Source organism: Elizabethkingia occulta (genome assembly GCF_002023715.1).
In the GTDB taxonomy this organism is placed as follows: domain Bacteria; phylum Bacteroidota; class Bacteroidia; order Flavobacteriales; family Weeksellaceae; genus Elizabethkingia; species Elizabethkingia occulta.
On the sequence record NZ_MAHX01000013.1, the window covers coordinates 667783 to 685311 of the forward strand.

The 17529-nt window shown below is 34.3% G+C and carries 17 protein-coding genes and 1 tRNA gene; 8 read left to right on the forward strand and 10 right to left on the reverse strand.

The window, feature by feature from the left end; translation table 11 throughout:
* Window positions 1-30: 30 nt before the first annotated feature.
* Window positions 31-645 carry a hypothetical protein gene (locus BAZ10_RS09330; RefSeq protein ID WP_078771817.1) on the reverse strand — a complete coding sequence of 205 codons (615 nt, stop codon included), beginning with the start codon at window positions 643-645 and terminating at the stop codon, window positions 31-33.
* 189 nt (window positions 646-834) lie between these two features.
* On the opposite strand from BAZ10_RS09330, the gene BAZ10_RS09335 reads away from it, so the two are divergent.
* Complete coding sequence (locus BAZ10_RS09335) at window positions 835-1701, forward strand: SPFH domain-containing protein (RefSeq protein ID WP_078771818.1); 867 nt, start codon at window positions 835-837, stop codon at window positions 1699-1701.
* 41 nt (window positions 1702-1742) lie between these two features.
* Window positions 1743-1925: an Arc family DNA-binding protein gene (locus BAZ10_RS09340; protein WP_078771819.1), complete on the forward strand. Its 183-nt coding sequence runs from the start codon at window positions 1743-1745 to the stop codon at window positions 1923-1925.
* A gap of 67 nt (window positions 1926-1992) precedes the next feature.
* Here the strand turns inward: BAZ10_RS09340 and BAZ10_RS09345 are convergent, their stop codons facing one another.
* A complete protein-coding gene (locus BAZ10_RS09345) occupies window positions 1993-2283 on the reverse strand; it encodes a helix-turn-helix transcriptional regulator (RefSeq protein WP_078771820.1) in 291 nt (96 codons plus the stop codon).
* Between the two features lie 186 nt (window positions 2284-2469).
* Here BAZ10_RS09345 and ccoN point away from each other — a divergent pair, with 186 nt between their 5' ends.
* Together ccoN and BAZ10_RS09355 are read left to right on the forward strand one after the other, a co-directional pair.
* Window positions 2470-4743 (forward strand): cytochrome-c oxidase, cbb3-type subunit I, encoded by a 2274-nt coding sequence (ccoN, locus tag BAZ10_RS09350; protein ID WP_078771821.1) that lies wholly within the window; start codon window positions 2470-2472, stop codon window positions 4741-4743.
* 17 nt (window positions 4744-4760) lie between these two features.
* Window positions 4761-5639 carry a cytochrome c gene (locus BAZ10_RS09355; protein WP_078679326.1) on the forward strand — a complete coding sequence of 293 codons (879 nt, stop codon included), beginning with the start codon at window positions 4761-4763 and terminating at the stop codon, window positions 5637-5639.
* Window positions 5640-6388: 749 nt separating this feature from the next.
* On the opposite strand, the gene BAZ10_RS09360 is transcribed toward BAZ10_RS09355, so the two are convergent.
* Genes BAZ10_RS09360 through BAZ10_RS09370 form a run of 3 tightly spaced genes read right to left on the reverse strand, consistent with a single transcriptional unit; the run spans window position 6389 to window position 8075 of the window.
* Window positions 6389-6988 carry an HAD family hydrolase gene (locus BAZ10_RS09360; protein ID WP_078771822.1) on the reverse strand — a complete coding sequence of 200 codons (600 nt, stop codon included), beginning with the start codon at window positions 6986-6988 and terminating at the stop codon, window positions 6389-6391.
* Window positions 6978-7586: a hypothetical protein gene (locus tag BAZ10_RS09365; RefSeq protein WP_078771823.1), complete on the reverse strand. Its 609-nt coding sequence runs from the start codon at window positions 7584-7586 to the stop codon at window positions 6978-6980. Before BAZ10_RS09365 ends, BAZ10_RS09360 begins: the two co-directional genes overlap by 11 nt.
* Window positions 7587-7640: 54 nt before the next feature.
* Window positions 7641-8075 carry a type I restriction enzyme HsdR N-terminal domain-containing protein gene (locus tag BAZ10_RS09370; protein WP_078771824.1) on the reverse strand — a complete coding sequence of 145 codons (435 nt, stop codon included), beginning with the start codon at window positions 8073-8075 and terminating at the stop codon, window positions 7641-7643.
* 5 nt (window positions 8076-8080) lie between these two features.
* On the opposite strand from BAZ10_RS09370, the gene holA reads away from it, so the two are divergent.
* The 4 genes from holA to BAZ10_RS09390 all read left to right on the forward strand — a co-directional run bounded on the left by holA (window position 8081) and on the right by BAZ10_RS09390 (window position 12057).
* Window positions 8081-9118 carry a DNA polymerase III subunit delta gene (gene holA, locus BAZ10_RS09375; protein WP_078720681.1) on the forward strand — a complete coding sequence of 346 codons (1038 nt, stop codon included), beginning with the start codon at window positions 8081-8083 and terminating at the stop codon, window positions 9116-9118.
* A gap of 181 nt (window positions 9119-9299) precedes the next feature.
* Window positions 9300-10250 (forward strand): thioredoxin-disulfide reductase, encoded by a 951-nt coding sequence (trxB, locus tag BAZ10_RS09380; protein WP_078720679.1) that lies wholly within the window; start codon window positions 9300-9302, stop codon window positions 10248-10250.
* A 258-nt stretch (window positions 10251-10508) separates the two neighbouring features.
* Window positions 10509-10593, forward strand: a tRNA-Ser gene (locus BAZ10_RS09385).
* 240 nt (window positions 10594-10833) lie between these two features.
* Window positions 10834-12057, forward strand: coding sequence for a site-specific integrase (locus tag BAZ10_RS09390; protein WP_078771825.1), 1224 nt, complete (start codon window positions 10834-10836; stop codon window positions 12055-12057).
* Window positions 12058-12325: 268 nt separating this feature from the next.
* On the opposite strand, the gene BAZ10_RS09395 is transcribed toward BAZ10_RS09390, so the two are convergent.
* From BAZ10_RS09395 to BAZ10_RS09415, 5 genes are read right to left on the reverse strand one after another with little or no spacing between them, the layout of a single operon-like run.
* The gene (locus tag BAZ10_RS09395; RefSeq protein ID WP_078771826.1) at window positions 12326-12949 is read right to left on the reverse strand and encodes a hypothetical protein; all 624 of its coding nucleotides are present in this window, start codon (window positions 12947-12949) and stop codon (window positions 12326-12328) included.
* Window positions 12946-13914 carry a hypothetical protein gene (locus BAZ10_RS09400; protein WP_078771827.1) on the reverse strand — a complete coding sequence of 323 codons (969 nt, stop codon included), beginning with the start codon at window positions 13912-13914 and terminating at the stop codon, window positions 12946-12948. The genes BAZ10_RS09395 and BAZ10_RS09400 overlap by 4 nt, the downstream gene beginning before the upstream one ends.
* Entirely contained in the window at window positions 13907-14980 is a 1074-nt protein-coding gene (locus tag BAZ10_RS09405) for a hypothetical protein (RefSeq protein ID WP_078771828.1), read from the reverse strand. The genes BAZ10_RS09400 and BAZ10_RS09405 overlap by 8 nt, the downstream gene beginning before the upstream one ends.
* 2 nt (window positions 14981-14982) lie before the next feature.
* Window positions 14983-16932: a type VI secretion system Vgr family protein gene (locus BAZ10_RS09410; protein WP_078771829.1), complete on the reverse strand. Its 1950-nt coding sequence runs from the start codon at window positions 16930-16932 to the stop codon at window positions 14983-14985.
* 51 nt (window positions 16933-16983) lie between these two features.
* A complete protein-coding gene (locus tag BAZ10_RS09415) occupies window positions 16984-17289 on the reverse strand; it encodes a hypothetical protein (protein WP_078771830.1) in 306 nt (101 codons plus the stop codon).
* Window positions 17290-17529 lie beyond the last annotated feature (240 nt).

The window sequence follows — 17529 nt, forward strand, 5'->3', positions numbered from 1 at the left end:
ATTTCCTGGCTTTTTTGTTTGTAAATATTTTTATTTGATCTCTTTGTAGGAATAGCTAAGATTGGCCCATATTAAAAAATCCTGAGCTGAAACCATTTCTGAGGGAGTTTTGAAAGGAGCTGTTTTTGATGCTTCCTGCTGGGAGGTTCTTCCAAAATTAAGACCGCTTCTGTTGTATAAAGAGGAATTATCATTTTCTCTCGGAGCCCTGTGGTAGACTATAACTTTCTTGTAAATAGTAAGCCCGGTTTTATCAGAAGTATGTAATCCAAAGAATTCTGGTTTAGTCCCCTCAAGGAATATAGAATCTTGTTTTGCTTTAATTTTGTAGGCTAGTTTCAATTTGCCATTTATAACAAACAAAGAATCTTTTTTGTAATCAACAACAAGTTTATCATCTGAAGTATCCACTGAAAACCAATATTGGTTTAACATATTTACATCAACTGATGTTTCTGTCCCTTTTGGTCCTTTTAAAGCCACTCCGTTTTCAATTTTATAGCTATTATTAAACTGGTAAGTGTATGTTTTTTTTGCTAGTGTTATTGGCGGTTTAGTGTTGTCACCACCATCTCGGTTGTCATTGTTGCTGCAAGAGCTTAAATAGCCGGTAAGGATAATTAGAAAAAGTCTATCTATGCGCATATACAGTAGTTTTAGTAGGTTGTGCTTTCGCGTCTAAAATTAGGAATATTCCTAGTAGTAGCATATTAAAATAGCTTAACCTGATTTTATTCATATTTCTAATTGTAGTGACTTTTTTGATAGAAAATAAATTTATTACTTTTTTATATTATTAATTTCATATCTTTATGATATTAAATTAATATCAATATGGAAAAAAATCTGAAACCAATGTCTGGTTATGTGGCACTACTTATAAGTATCTTGTTACTATTTGGTGCTGTTACTCTTTTCTTTACAGGAATGCAGTATAATCCTTTCTTGTCCGTTATGGGGGTGTTGTGCTTTATTCTTGCAATATTTTTTATGAAAGGTCTTATGATTATCCAGCCTAATCACTCCAGAGTGCTTAACTTCTTTGGAAAGTATGTAGGAACTGTTAAAGAGAACGGATTGTTCTTTATCAATCCTCTTTACTCTTCACAAAGAATGAGTCTTCGTTCAGAGAACCTTCAGGGACAAACATTGAAAGTAAATGATAAAATGGGAAATCCTATTGAGATAGGAGTTGTTATTGTTTGGAAAGTAGGGGATACCTACAAGGCAGCTTTTGAGGTGGAGCGTTATACCGATTTTGTGAAAATGCAGAGTGAAGCGGCAGTTCGACATTTAGCGATGAGTTTTCCTTATGATAATCTTGAAGATGATCATGCACCGATAACCTTAAGAGAAGGTGGCGATAAAATTAATCAGATCCTGGAGCAGGAACTTACAGACAGGCTTTCAAAAGCAGGAATTGTAATTCAGGAAGCCAGAATCAGCCACCTGGCTTATGCCTCCGAAATTGCAGGAGCTATGCTTCAGCGTCAGCAGGCTACCGCGATTGTAGCAGCAAGAGCTAAGATTGTAGAAGGTGCTGTCGGGATGGTAGATATGGCCTTGAAGAAACTATCGGAAGAAAACATAGTAGAATTGGATGATGAAAGAAAAGCGGCTATGGTAAGCAATCTTATGGTTGTACTTTGTGGTGAAAAGGCTGCACAGCCTATACTAAATGCTGGTACTTTGTATAATTAAAATGTAGACTAAGCGAAAGCTTAACAGAAAAAATAAAAATTTTGAGCGCAAAAAAAAGCTTTGTCCTCCGGATTGATGAAGAAACTTATAAGCTTATTGAAAAATGGGCTTCAGATGAATTTCGGAGTGTAAACGGACAGATTGAATTTTTAGTTCATCAGGCTTTGATAAAAGCCGGACGAAAGAAAGAAAAGGACAGTGAAAAGCCGTTAGATACTAAATAAACATAACGTATAAAAAAGCAGCGGGGAGTTTCTCCCCGCTGCTTTTTTATATACTTTTCTATTGTAATTACAAATATTCATCCGGAACCTGGATGTTATTTTGCTTCAGATAGTCTATAAGACTTTCATGTTTCTGCTGCATATTGTTGGTGCAATTTCCTGAAAGGCTGCAAATTTCGGAAGGGCTAATCTCCAGTATATCTGCAACTTTTAATAGGGTTGTCATATTCATTTTGACTTTGCAATTTTCCAAATCAGAATATGCTTTTTGAGAGATTCCCAGCTCCAGAGCCATGTACTCCTGGGTTAAATCTTTATTTCTCCGGATTTGTCTGATACTGTTGCCACATTCTTTCATCACTTATGCTTTTAGTAGATTTCGGTATACTTTAGTAGTTGGTCTACTGGTACACCACAAAGATAACGAATACCTTTGAAACACAAATAAAACAGGTAAGAAATACTGTTTTTAGCGTAATTCTTTAGCTATTTTTTGCTAATCAGTTAGTGGAATATAACCTTATAAAATAAATACAGTAGAAAAATGGAGGCGCAAAAGTTTCATTATGACAACAATATTGTCCGGGCATTTTTATATGCAACAATAGCGTTTGGTCTCGTAGGCTTTCTTCTTGGGCTTACGGCAGCTTTAATGTTGTTCTACCCTGAGTTGCCAGAATTCCTTTTCGGTACGGATGATACAACGATTCAGAGTTTGAAAAGCGGAAATATTCAGGGACTAATTAATACACAGGGAGCACTTGGTTTTGGTAGAATAAGAATGCTGCATACCAGTGCGGTGATTTTTGCTTTTGTGTGTAACTCGTTTTTCTGCGGTGCTTATTACAGTATGCAGAGGCTACTGAAAACCAGAATGTATAGCGATACACTTTCATGGATACATTTCTGGTCTTGGCAGTTAATGATTGTAAGTGTGGTTATTACATTCCTTATGGGGATTAATACATCTAAAGAATATGCGGAGCATGAATGGCCTATCGATATCTTAATTACTTTCTCATGGGTTATCTTCGGTATCAATATGTTTGGTACAATTGCTAAGAGAAGAGTAAGACACTTATATGTAGCCATTTGGTTCTTTATTGCAACCTGGATTGGGGTAGCTTTACTTCACATTGTAAACAACTTAGAAGTTCCGTTAAACTTCTGGAAATCATATTCAGTATATGCGGGGGTAAAAGATGCATTAGTACAATGGTGGTACGGTCACAATGCAGTAGCATTTGTACTAACAACACCAGTATTGGGGCTTATGTACTACTTCATGCCGAAGGCAGCAGACAGACCAGTATTCTCCTATAAATTATCTATTATTCACTTCTGGTCTCTAATCTTCGTATACCTTTGGGCTGGTCCTCACCATCTTCAGTATACTTCTTTGCCTGGCTGGGCTCAGGCATTAGGAACAGGTTTCTCTATTATGCTTATTGCACCATCTTGGGGAGGTATGCTAAATGGACTGCTAACGCTAAGAGGAGCTTGGGATAAAGTAAGAGAAAATCCGGTACTAAAATTCTTTGTAGTAGCTGTTACATGTTATGGTATGGCAACTTTTGAAGGACCGCTTCTAGCAACTAAATCTCTAAATAAAATTGGTCACTATACCGACTGGGTAATTGGTCATGTACACTTAGGTGCATTAGGATGGAATGGTTTTATGGCCTTCGGTATTATATATTTCCTTGTACCATTAATGTGGAAAACCAAATTATGGTCTGTGAAATTAGCTAACTGGCATTTCTGGCTGGGGACTCTGGGGATTATTTTCTATGCAGTACCAATGTATATCTCTGGTTTCACACAAGGTTTGATGTGGAAACAATTTAACCCGGATGGTACTTTAATGTACAAAAACTGGTTAGATACTGTAACAGCAATTATTCCATACTTTAAGCTGAGATTCCTTGGTGGTGTATTATACCTGACAGGAGCGATATTAATGGTAGTGAATGTATTCAAAACAGTAAGAAAAGGAGTATTCGAGAAAAATGTTCCAGCAGAAGCACCAGCGTTAGCAGTTATTGGTAATGACAGGAAAGATGGCGAGCCTGTTCACTTATGGATTGAAAGAATGCCAACGGTTTTATCCATCGGAGCATTTGTTACACTGGCAATAGGTGGTGCGGTTGAAATAATTCCTACGCTAAGCGTGAAGAGTAATGTACCAAATATAGCAGCTGTTAAACCATACTCACCGTTAGAATTAGAAGGTCGTGACTTATATATTCGCGAAGGATGTAACTCTTGTCACTCTCAGATGATCAGACCTTTCCGTGATGAAATTGTAAGATTTGATGGTAAAAACGGACAATACTCCAAAGCAGGAGAGTTTATATACGACAGACCTTTCTTATGGGGATCTAAGAGAACTGGTCCGGATTTACAAAGAGAAGGTAATAAGAATCCGGACTCATGGCACTTTAAACACATGTATAATCCAAGAGTAACATCTGCAGGTTCTATTATGCCACGTTTCCCATGGTTGATTACGAATGAACTGGACCGCTCGGAAATGGTAAACAAAATGAAGCTAATGAAAAATGCATTTGATGTACCATATACCAAAGCACAGATAGATTCTGCAAACGTATGGGCCGATAATCAGGCTAGTGTAATCGTACAGAAAATTTACTCCGAAGCTGCAGATATTAAAGAGCAGGTAGCACAGGAAAAAATTGCCAAAGGCGACAAATTTATTCCGATTGAGAAGAGAGAAATTGTAGCGCTTATCGCTTACCTGCAGAGACTTGGGGTAGATATTAAGACTACAGATGTACAAACAGCCTCTATTAAATAACTTTAAATAATTTAGTTATGAAAGTAAGAACACCGATTTCAGTTTATATAGTGCTTACATTCTGCCTGATAGCTTTAGCTTTCGAGATGTTTGCTCCCGAAGTTCATTACCTTACATCTCCCTATTTTTGGGTTGTAGTGATCATGTCAGCCTTACTGTTGTTAATAGTGAGTTCTCTTCAGGATCTTGTAGAAAATGAAAACTTTAAGAAGTTAACTGATGAGGAGAAGAAGCTTTATCTGGAGCAAAAAAAGATTCCTTTTTTGCGAAGATTGTGGAATTCTGCTGTTAAAAAGCAATCTCAGAAAGAAGAAACAGATCTTATTATAGACCACGGTTTCGACGGGATTACAGAGCTGGACAATGCTTTGCCTAAGTGGTGGATTGGTTTATTCTACTTCGGAAATATTTTCTGTGTTATTTATATGTTGGCTTATGTATTCACAGATTATGCCCATCAGGATGCGGAATATGAAAAAGAACACAAAACAATGCTGGCTTCTATTGAAGAATATGAGAAGACAGCTCCAAAAATAACACTTGAAACTGCTAAATATGATCCTTCTAATATTGCTGAGGGGGAGCAGTTATTCAAAACCAATTGTGCAACCTGTCACTCGGAAGGAGGTAAAGGTGGAATAGGACCAAACCTGACAGACAATCATTGGATTAATGTAAAAGAAAAAGATGTATTTCATAATGTATTCTGGATGCTGGAAAATGGATCTCCAAACAATCCAACGATGAGACCATTTATTAAGGATGGCACAATCTCCGGCAGGGATGCAGAAAAGATTGCAGCTTATGTATACCATATTAATCAGGAAACTCCTCCTGTGAAGGTTGACCAAGGAGGAGCTTCCCCTCAGGGAGAAGAGGTTAAATGGGAAAAATAAATTGAAGAGTTGTCGGTTAGTGGTGAACAGTACCTGCCAAATAGTATATCCATAAATTTCTACTGTATACTGCTAACTGTCAACCAGTAAAATATGTCTCCTGAATTCTATCTCATTTGCGTAAAGCATTTTTACTGATCAGCAACTTGAGATAGAATTTTTAAAATCTTGATGATAGAATAACTTCGTCATCATTTTTTCAATCGTTTTTTTTATAAAACGGGTCATCAAAAAGCTTTTTGATGACCCGTTTGTTTTTTACTATTCTTTATATATAAGCAATAATTATATTTTATTAAATGCCATCTGGTGGATTTTTTCAAAAGAAATGACAAATACTAATCAAAACTTCTGCTATATAATTATTTTAACGTTTACGTATTAAATCAGAAGGTGTAGCGTAAGAAAATGGAATGTGTTTTTCTTTTTTAGATATATAGTAAAATCTACCTTGCACAGATATAAACAATAATATTTTGTCTATATAACCCCTTCTGCTCCGGTTCCAATTACCTAATGAAGATCTCTCATTAAATAAAATTATCAGCAATTATCATAACTACCGGAGCAGATTTATAAGATAAATTAAAATACTGCAAACAACTTCCTGCCAAGTGCCAGGTATTTATTTTTTCATAATGTTGTTTATTGTTTGTAGTACTACAGGCAGATAGTTGGTTAGTGTATAGCGTCTGCCTGTTTTATAAAAAATAAATAAAGGATCATTTTTTTTAATGATTCTTGTGATTTTATATATTGAATTTTTTTAATTCTTCCTGAAGTTTTGTACCTGGCGTCAGGTGTATCGTATTGAAATCCATAGCTTCTGCCGCACGGATATTTTCATAATTGTCGTCTATAAACAAACATTCTGAAGCATTAAGGTTATATCGGTTCAGTAATAGCTGATAAATACGTTCGTCAGGTTTAATAAGCTTTTCTTCTCCGGATACTACAATTCCATTAAAAAGACTAAAGAAGTCATAATTCTGGTAAGCGTAAGGGAAAGATTCTGCAGACCAGTTGGTGAGACCGTATAGTTGATAGCGGCCATGCAAATTTCGAAGTATATTTACATTCTCTTCAATGGCTCCTTTTAGCATCACAGACCATTGACTGTAATACAACGCTATTTCTTTTGAAAATTCGGGGTATTGATTTTGTAATATTTCTGTAGCTTCCTGGAAACTGCGGCCACGGTCTTGTTCAGCATTCCATTTGAGTGTAGCGATATGATCCAAAAAGTAATTCATTTCTTCGTCTGTACTGAAGACATTCTGATAGAGATATTTGGGATTCCAGTCCATAAGGACACCGCCGAAATCGAATATAATGTTCTTAATAATCATTGATAATGGTGATATTGGTGTTGTTGTTATTTCCTTTTATTGATTTTATTTTTCCAGTTTTGTATGAGTCAAATTCATTGAAATAAGAAAATACGATACCACCGATGGACCTTATTTTTCCTTTTTCATAGCTATTGAAAGAGCTATAATAACTGAAATTTATATTTCCTATAGATTTTATATTACCGGTTAAACCGTCACTAAGCTCACTGTAATATTGAAATATTTCTCCATTAACGGCTCTTATTTTACCACGATCATTTGATGTAAAACTGTTGTAGTACTCAATATTATTGTTATTTGAATTTTTGATTATAGGATTACTATTGTCTTTTGTATAATCGAAGTCAGAATCTTCAGTAGTACTTACAGACTGTCCGTTTGGGGTAATTATATTATCGAAATATCCGGGATTTCTACTTTTCTGAAAAAGTGATAACACTTTCCCTTGTGAATCCATTGCAATAAAGGTATTATCAATATTGAAGAAGATAATAAAGTTTTTGCTCTTTTGAAACAGCCTGATTTCATGGATATCCTGAGCCTTAGTAAAAGAAAATAATATAAGAAGTATAAGGATGTAGTATTTTCTGATCATGGTGAATAGTTGTTTCTTAAAAGTGGCATCAATATTTATGCCCCAATCCGGAATCTAAGTACCAAAATTACTAAACTGGTAACCATTTTGTGTTAAGCTAGCATAAATATGTTGTAAACCGTTGCTTAAGATAATTTCTCCAGCCCCCAATACAGAATTATACCGAGCGGTTTGTTCAAAAGTTTTTTCGGTAATTTTTATCTGCGGAGCTTTGCATTCTATAAGAATTTTCGGTTCAGCTTTTTCAGTAACCAACAAGTCAATCCTTTTGGTGAGTCCATTTAATTCTATTTTTTTTTCAGCTATAAGAGCTGAAGGAGCATAGATGTTCAGGCTCAGGAAATGCTGGATCCAGTGCTGGCGTACCCATTCTTCCGGAGTTAGTAAAAGGTACTTTTTGCGCAGTACATCATAAATAAAAAACTTATCTTTGTCCTGCCTGAATTGAAAATCAAATTGTTTACTGAAATTAAGTTTAGGCAGTTGCATAGATTATGAAAGATTTAGAAAACATCCTCAAAAATATTAAAAATAAGGCATTTCAGCCTATCTATTTTTTTCATGGTGAAGAACCTTATTTTACAGATGTCGCAATAAAATCACTGGAAAATGATGTGCTTACAGAAGATGAAAAAGCTTTTAATCAGACCGTAGTATACGGGAAAGATACTTCTTATGGTGAGGTTCTTTCACTTGCGAGACAGTATCCTATGATGGGGGATAAGCAGTTGATTATTGTAAAAGAAGCCCAGGATCTGAAATTAAATGAAGAGGAGGGTGATATTCTGTTAAAATATATCGAGCAACCTGTTGAGTCTACGATTCTGGTATTTGCTCATAAATATAAAAAAGTTGATTCTCGCAAGAAATTTGTAAAGCAACTTGATAAGAACAATTGGCTGTATTACAGTGAACCCGTTAAAGATTATCAGTTGGCAACCTGGATTCAACAACAGATTCAGGCCTTCGGCATTAAAACAGCTCCGAATATTTCTCATCTTCTTGCTGAATATCTGGGGAATGATTTGTCCAGGATTTCTAATGAACTCAATAAGCTAAAACTAATTCTAAAACCCGGAGAAGAATTGGATGGAAAGCTGGTAGAGCTTCATATAGGTATTAGTAAAGATTATAATGTTTTTGAACTTCAAAAGGCATTGGGTGTAAAAGATGCTGAAAGATCAATGAGGATTGCCTATTATATGGGAAAAAATGTAAAGACCAATCCTTTGCTGCTGATTATTGGTAATTTATTCAATTACTTCAACAATATATTAATGTATCATGCAATGCGTGGACAACCTGCTGCGGCTATTGCTTCAGCAATGGGGGTGAATCCATACTTTTTGAAAGACTATGAACAGTCTGCTAAATTTTATCCGATGAAGCATGCGACGCGTATTATTTCTGTCTTGCGGGAAATGGATATGAAGAGTAAAGGATTAGGAGCTCATAATACAGATGATGCAGAGTTGCTTACCGAGATGGTTTATAAGATACTAAATGTAGATAAGACGAAGGTAAAAGTATAATTTAACGATTAATAGGGAAATATAAAGACGTAATTACGATGGTGCAAAACGTACATCTAATAATTTATATATCCAACAAACTTTATTAATAATTTGCTATAAAAGTTATTGATAAAACTCAATATTAAAATTTGACAAAGTAATATAAGATTACCGAAATTTGTATCCGAACTGAGATTATATGGAAAATATTTTAGATTGTGTGATCGTAGGCTCTGGGCCTGCAGGATTTACAGCAGCAATTTACGCTGCAAGAGCAGACATGAAGCCAGAACTGTTTACCGGACTTGAACCGGGCGGGCAATTAACTACAACAACCGAAGTAGAAAACTTTCCGGGATATCCATCAGGAATTACAGGACCTGAAATGATGATGGATTTGCAAAAACAAGCGGAGCGTTTTGAAACCAAAGTTCACTACGAGATGATTAGCACTGTAGAATTTGCTAAAGAAGCAGGTGGTGTACACAAGCTAAGCACAGGTAGCCGTGAAATACTGGCTAAAACTGTAATTATTTCTACAGGAGCAACAGCTAAATATCTTGGATTAGATGATGAGAAAAAATACAGTGGTGGAGGTGTATCTGCTTGTGCTACTTGCGATGGTTTCTTCTACAAAGGAAAAGATGTTGTTGTTGTTGGAGCAGGAGATACTGCTGCTGAAGAAGCTACTTATCTGTCCAAGATCTGTAATAAAGTAATTATGTTGGTTCGTAAAGATCATTTCCGTGCTTCTAAGGCTATGGTTCACCGTGTAATGAATACTTCTAATATTGAAGTAAAATTCAATCATGAGCTAATAGCTATTGAAGGTGAAAATAATCTTGTAGAAAGAGCTGTAGCAATTAATAATGTTACCAATGAGAAATCTACAATAGATGTTCACGGTATTTTTATCGCTATCGGTCATAAGCCTAATACAGAAGTCTTTGGTGGTCAGCTTGATTTAGATGAAAATGGTTATATCCTTACCGAAAAAGGATCTACCAGAACAAACCTTCCAGGTGTATTCGCAGCAGGAGATGTTCAGGATCATATCTATAGACAAGCGATTACAGCTGCAGGAAGTGGCTGTATGGCTGCGATGGATGCTGAGAAGTATCTTAGCGGCCTTGAGCATGCTGAGAATTAAGATTCGATTTGAATAAATATAATTATAAAAATGCGACAAGTTTTAATTAAAATTTGTCGCATTTTATTTTTGTCAATGTTAACGAAAATTGTAAAACAGCCTGAATATAATGGTTTGTAGGAATTGTGTATTGAAATTTTTGTGATTGATCCCCAGTATTTTAAAGGTGTAATAGTAAATTATTAAATAAAATATTTGGAGTGTAACGATAAAACCCCCTATATTTGCACCACTAAAAATTCAGAACAGAATTTGAAAGGAGAGTTGGCAGAGTGGTCGATTGCGGCAGTCTTGAAAACTGTTGACTGTAACAGGTCCGGGGGTTCGAATCCCTCACTCTCCGCAATTTGGAGAAACAAATAAAATCAAAAGTCTTTAAATCGTAGTGTTTAACGGCTTTTTTGTTGATTTGAACTATCAAAGCATAACAAAAGAATGCAAAGCGGAAGAGAGTAATTCGGTGAGTCACCGAAAGCATCATTTCCTACTCACCCGAAAGTTATTGAACAGCCTGTTCATCGCTTGAACATCTTGTAGGTTTTAAGATTCACAAATACATTCATCAATCTTAAAATCTAAAGTTATGGAAACTTACAGTGTACTTTTTTATGCAAAAAAAGTTAAGAACAATCCCGGAATTTCTACTATTTATTTGAGAATTACAGTTTCAGGTAAAAGAACTGAAATTTCAACAGGTCAAGTGATAAAGAGCTCACAATGGGGCATAAAGTCAGGAAAGGTGACAAGCAATACTCCTAATGCCAAACAGTTGAATTCATTGTTGGAAGGAATCCGATCAAAATTATTTGAATGCTATAGTGCTCTATTCAATAGTGGTAAGGAAATAACCTGCGAAAGCTTACGGAATAAATACTTAGGAGTTGAGAAAAAGAAATTCACTATCATTGAGATCTTCAAGGACCATAACTTGAAGATGAAGGAGTTGATAGGTAAAGAATTTTCAAAAGGAACTTGGGAGAGATATGAAACGTCACTACGTCATACTGAGGCATTCATGAAATGGAAATTTAATATTATGGATATTGATATCCGTGAGATCAATCCGGGATTCATTGCAGACTATGAATTTTATTTGAGAACTGTAAGGAACTGTTCCAATAATTCAGCTGTGAAGTACATCAAGAATTTTCAGAAGATAATCAATATTTGTCTTAGTAATGAATGGCTTAGTAAAAATCCCTTTGTGAGCCATAAATCAAAGATAGAGACTGTAGATGTGAGATTCCTGACAGAATTGGAATTGAAAAGAATTCAGTCAAGGAAATTCGTTTCTGAGAGGTTAAGAATTGTAAGAGATATTTTTGTATTCTGTTGTTTTACGGGATTAGCCTATATTGACGTCAAGAGCCTTACAAAACAGAAAATGATCAGGGGAATTGATGGTGGGTTATGGTTGAAGATCAAAAGAACAAAAACCAAGGTTGAGGCAAGCATTCCTATATTGTTTGAAGCACAAGAAATCATAAGCAGGTATGAAGACCATCCCAAATGTATAAATGAAGATACGGTACTACCAGTGTTAAGTAATCAGAAAATGAATGAATATTTAAAGGAGATAGGAGCTTTATGTGATATAGATTTTGACATTACATTCCATACGGCAAGACATACATTTGCCACCACTGTTACTCTTAATAACGGAGTTCCACTAGAAACTGTCAGCAAAATGCTTGGACATACTAATATCCGAATGACGCAGCATTATGCTAAGATTCAAGATAAAAAGATAGGACAAGATATGTTGATATTGAAAGATGTACTAAATAAAAGTAAAAAAGTAATTTAGAAGTATGTCTATATCTATTGAATATGCCATAAAAGGCAGTATTCAAAAAACTGGGCAAATATGAAATTGTGCTAAGAATAGATTCTCTACAAATTAAGAGAGGTTTTTTTAGCCATATAAGATACCGGATATAAAAAAAGAGGAGACCTTTTGGGTCTCCCTTTCTGTATATCTAAAAATTTATTACTGGTAAGTTGCTTCTTCTTACAAATAGCCTTCCTTTTGATTATCGATATTTTTCCAATAAAAATAAATTAAAATATCCTATTTAAAAAAAAGTAAATAATACCGTTGAATAATTAAAAATTGTATCTTTTTCATTATAATACAAATAACTTTTACAAAATGTAGAATCAACAACTATTTCATAAAAAGAGTTATTTATTTTTGCTTTTACAACATCTGCTTTTTCAGACTTACCAATACTTAAAATTTTATATTTGGCATTTTTACTTTTAAGATACTTAATCAGATCTTCCTTATTTCTTGGCTTATTAATGTCTGATTTATGATATTCTTTTCCGATATAACTCCTATAAAAATCTCGAAAAACTATTTTATTATTCATTTCTATAAAAGACAAGTTTTCACCTTTTAGTTTTTTATAAAAATACTCACTAGTTTCTTTATCTCTATTAATACTTATTAATGTATAAATTTTTCTTGGATATTTTCTATTTTCATCTGATGGTTCTATAATTGTGTAAATATAAGACCGTGAAGAATCTAATTTTTGAGGATTATTTCTTAAGTATCCATTATCATATTTGTAAAAATTATTTTTAGAAAAAGGGATATTTTCTATGATGTCTATATCCTGTTTTACTTTTTTTGTTTGACAAGAAATAATCAAACCAAAGATTACTATATAATATATAATTGACTTCATCATATTTCGGTAATTGGTTGTTTTATATTTTTAATTTGACTCTCAACAATTGTTTTTACACTTAAAAAGCGTTCTAAAGCTGATTGATTATTGCTGATGTAGCTACTATCCTTCTTAGGTTTTGGGGTAATATTTCCTTTCGGATTAAAATATTCATTTGTAAATAGAACATCATATACATCTGAAATAATAATAGGACCTCTAAATTCAAATAGCTTGTCAGTAAGTTTCATTACATCATCAGCTGTACAAAGATAATTTATTAAGGATATACTTTCTTGTAAAGCTTTAACCCATGCGTAAGCTTCAATTGTTATAGGTAAAGAAACAATTCCTACAATCTTTTTAAAATTATCTAATTGAATTTTCTTTTCTTGTGCAATAGAATATACGAATGACATCTCCATACTACGATTATAAATAGAAACTTTCTGTAAGAGTTTGAAAAAATCAGACTCTGTATTGATTTTGAATTCTGGAAAACCTTGTATTTTGAACAGTTTATCTATAAATATTTCTTTATGTAATAAATTTTCTTTTGTACCATTAATAAATTTTCTACTAAAGTTATGTTTTAATTCTATTATTTTATCAACTGTATCATCTAGGGCTGCTGTTGGTCTTCTTAAAACTCTTTGTGCCAAATATCTGAATTCTTGATAATGTCCAGAAACGAGGTATCCCCCTCTATCCATATAGAATGTACATGTCTTTATTATCCTTTCATGTTTGGGCTTATCAATTCCAATTCCAGCTATATGGAGTTCACAAAAATTATCTTCTACCCAGCTTACAGCAGTAAGGCAGGCATCCAAACTATCTGTATACCTGTTTCCTGTATACATTTGAATAGATTGGTTCAATGTAAAAGCAACACAAAATGAAGTGCTAACCCTTCTATGGTAAGGATATAAATCTTTTTCCTCTTGTCCTAAAACCAATTTTTCAGGTAAGTATATTTTACTCATCTTTTTTCAATCTTTTTTTTGTGTTTTGTAATGTTTCACCAAGTTCCTCAAATTCGCTAGTAACAAAATAGATTTTATCCTCAGAAAATTTTATAAATTCTTCCTTTTCATCCATTCTTGCACATTGTACACTGGTAAGCTGTATTGGGCCTCGGATTTTTCGTACTCTATCTGCTAATACCTGACCATCATCAATAGTACCTGTTAAATAGCTAAGTACTCCGAATACCTCTTTAAAAACAGATGTCCCTTTATATTTATCAAAAGAACTGGCTAAAAACGGGCTGTCTGTCTCTAGTGCAATTTTATCAGCTGTTTCATTTACTTTACTTAGGAAACTTTCTGCATTTTCCGTTCCTGCAAATACATAGGAAATATCAGCCCGGCGATTGAGACGACTCGCTTCTTTTACAAAATCTCCAAAAATATCATAAAACATGTGAGACTCTGTTGTTTTAGTTCCAAAGTTGATATTTCTTTCCATTCCGTTGGAAAAAATGAGCTTATGATCCAACAATACTTCATCATGGAGGTCTTTTCCCTTTGACCTTAGGTCATACTGGGTTCTTTGAAAAACTATTTTATCACTACCTTTCTGCTTTTCTATATTCCTTTCCTGAGAACCAATCTTCCTTTCTGTTTTATAGGTAATTAAATCCATTCCTCCCTCTACAAGCTCACCACGATTGTTCATATAAATATTTAATAAATACACCCAATTATGAAACTTATACTCATCAGTGGAATTTAAATTATATGCCTCAAAACGGATTATAGAAGTTATTCCAGTTAGGCACATCTCTACATTAAAATTACTAACTCCTAAATCAGCAATTGGTATTTTTTTATTGGTAGTATGTGCAAATACACAATGATACCAATCATGCCTGGGATAAGATTTCCAAGGCTCATAGGGTTTGGAGTCACCAAAGACGATACCTCCCTCATTGCCTTGTTCCTCATACTTTCCTCCGGCAGAGGAAATAATATTCCCATCAGAAAACATATAATGATCACCTCCGGTTATCTTAGTATATTTTCCCTTTACAATTCTTATTCTACTCATGTTTAATGGGAGTTAGATTTTTCACCACTGTTGTTATATAATGTCTTTTGGGAATACTTTTTTATATTTCCTTCCGATTGTACCTCCATATCCTGACTACTGTATTCCTTCCTCTCTTTTTTAGATTCAGATACAGTGTCTCCATCAATTATTTCCATAAGCTTCCCTGTAATAAAATGGCTTGAATTTCCTGCAATGGTACTCATATAATTTACTCCTACTGCTTGTGTGTAATTCAACGTTGCTGATGCCATGATATTGGTTCCTGCTATGACATTTATGTTTTGTCCGGCATTGATGCTTACATTCTGCCCGGCATTAAATGTCATATTCTGAGGAGCGGTGACTGTAATATTCCCTTTGCCATCCATAAAGTAAATATTTCCACTTGGATCTTCAATATGTATACTGCCTTCCTTATCATTAAAGATAACCTTGTTACCACTTCTGGTCTGTATTGATTTAATATGATTATCTATATTTCCACCAATTCCTGTTCCACCATGAAACATCCCACCCATTACAAAAGGTCTGTCTGGGTGACCATGCTGGAAGTTAACCATTACCTGATCACCAACCTCAGGAATGGCAACATAACCTCGGTTTTGAGTAATCTGGTCAGTTCCACCTGCATCAGGGCTCATAACACGAATAAAGTTTGTAGTATCATGCAATTGCCAATCAAACTTCACCTGAACTCTTCCCTGTCCTTCAGCATCTGTATTGGAGATTACGGTTGCTATTTGTGGTAAAGCAGTCGGAATAGTGAATTCAGCTTTTGGTAAGAATCCTGTGTCTGCTGCAATAGCTACAAAGTTACCAGTATAATGCCCAAGTGTATCTATCTCATGGTTTACTTCAGTTATCATTACTTTGGTAAAGTAAGAAGTTTCATTACTATCAGCTTTTCTCATTTTAACATCTGCCACACATCCCGGATACAGGAAAGGAACAGTAGTTTTCCCTGAAACTGTAAATACTTCTACAGCTTGGCTTCCTGCTTTACTGGTCTGGGAATTGGTGATGTCCATATCAGTTCTGGCTTTTATAGGAGCAACCTGAAGTGACTGTGTTTTAAAAATAGTATTGTTATTTTTATAGGCAGTCTGTGCCAAATCTCCCTTGTGACTAATCGGAGTTTGTCCCGATGTTAGTTTTGTGTTACCACTGCTGTTATAGCCGTAAAAACTAGGATTGATATGTACGGCTTTTAATTCTACATTGATATCAGAAACATTACTCCCATAAATAAGTTCCAGAACTTTATTCTGAGGTGGAAGGTTACCAAAATGTAGTACTTCACCATCATAATAAAACTGTTCGCCATAAGCCTCCGCCATTCTACTTAAATAATTATAATGGCTTTCCTCATATTGGGTACTATAAACAATTTGTGAAGAAGCTTTAGCATCAACACGATAGTCATATTTACCTTTATCTATACCTTGTTTAAGAATTTCAGTGGCAATAATGCCCATATTAACAGGCTGTCCACCTCCAAAGCTTTGAGTATGTGGAGCAGCATCTAAAAGTATGGTCGGACTAAAGCCTTTCAGTACAATGTTTCCGAGGCTATGATTATCCTGACTGAATCCTACTTTTGTTATGACTCCAACAAATACTCTTTCGGGGCTCTTGTCCACATCTTTATACATGATTCTGACGGTTAGTCTGCCACCAAGAAATTTATTGACATCTTCTAATGTATGATCCTGTCTGTTTTCAAGACTATCATGTGCCAGAATAAGCTCAAATTCATGATGGTTTCTGGTACTCTGTTTTAGCTTAAAATCTTTAAAGTGTGGAATGACTTCACCATTCACAATGCATTGTAGTTTTACAACACGATTAATACCTGCAATACTATTCTCTTTAATAGCATTGGCATTATCCGGAGCTTTGTAGCCGTCAGATTTGAAGAAAATATCTTCAGGAGTATTTTTCTTTTTCATATTTTGTTTTTGTTTTAGTGTTTTTTGATAAGTATCTTTAAGGAATAATAATCAGATAAAATTATTGTTGATAGATATTGGCTGATCTCTATAAGAAAACAGCTTTTCAGGATGCTCAATAATTAGCCAGTTTCTTAGGCGTTCTGCCATGTACAATGTCCATACTCTTTCAAAATCATGGCTGAAATCCTCATCAGATTCACAACTGATAAGACTAATATTTTGAGGTTGAACTCGATTATATAGGGTCATTTGTCGTGGAATATCTGCCACTACGATCCAGCGGTAGTTCCTTATTTTGTCTTGGACAGATCCAATGATGAAATCATTGGTAATCTGATGGATTTTATAAATCATTTGTGTGATCTTGGTGTTTATATCCAAAAATAGTGATTTTTTTGAAAATAAATATAAAATGTTTGAAAATTAGCAGATTATCAAAATCCTAAATAGTTTATATCTTTATAAATCCCAGTATTAATTAACATTGTAACTATTACAATAGCTACAATGTTAATTATCTATTTTTCAAAACTGGTAAATTATTTTTATAGAAATGGATAAAAAATATAATATTAAATAAAGTTAAAAAAACGC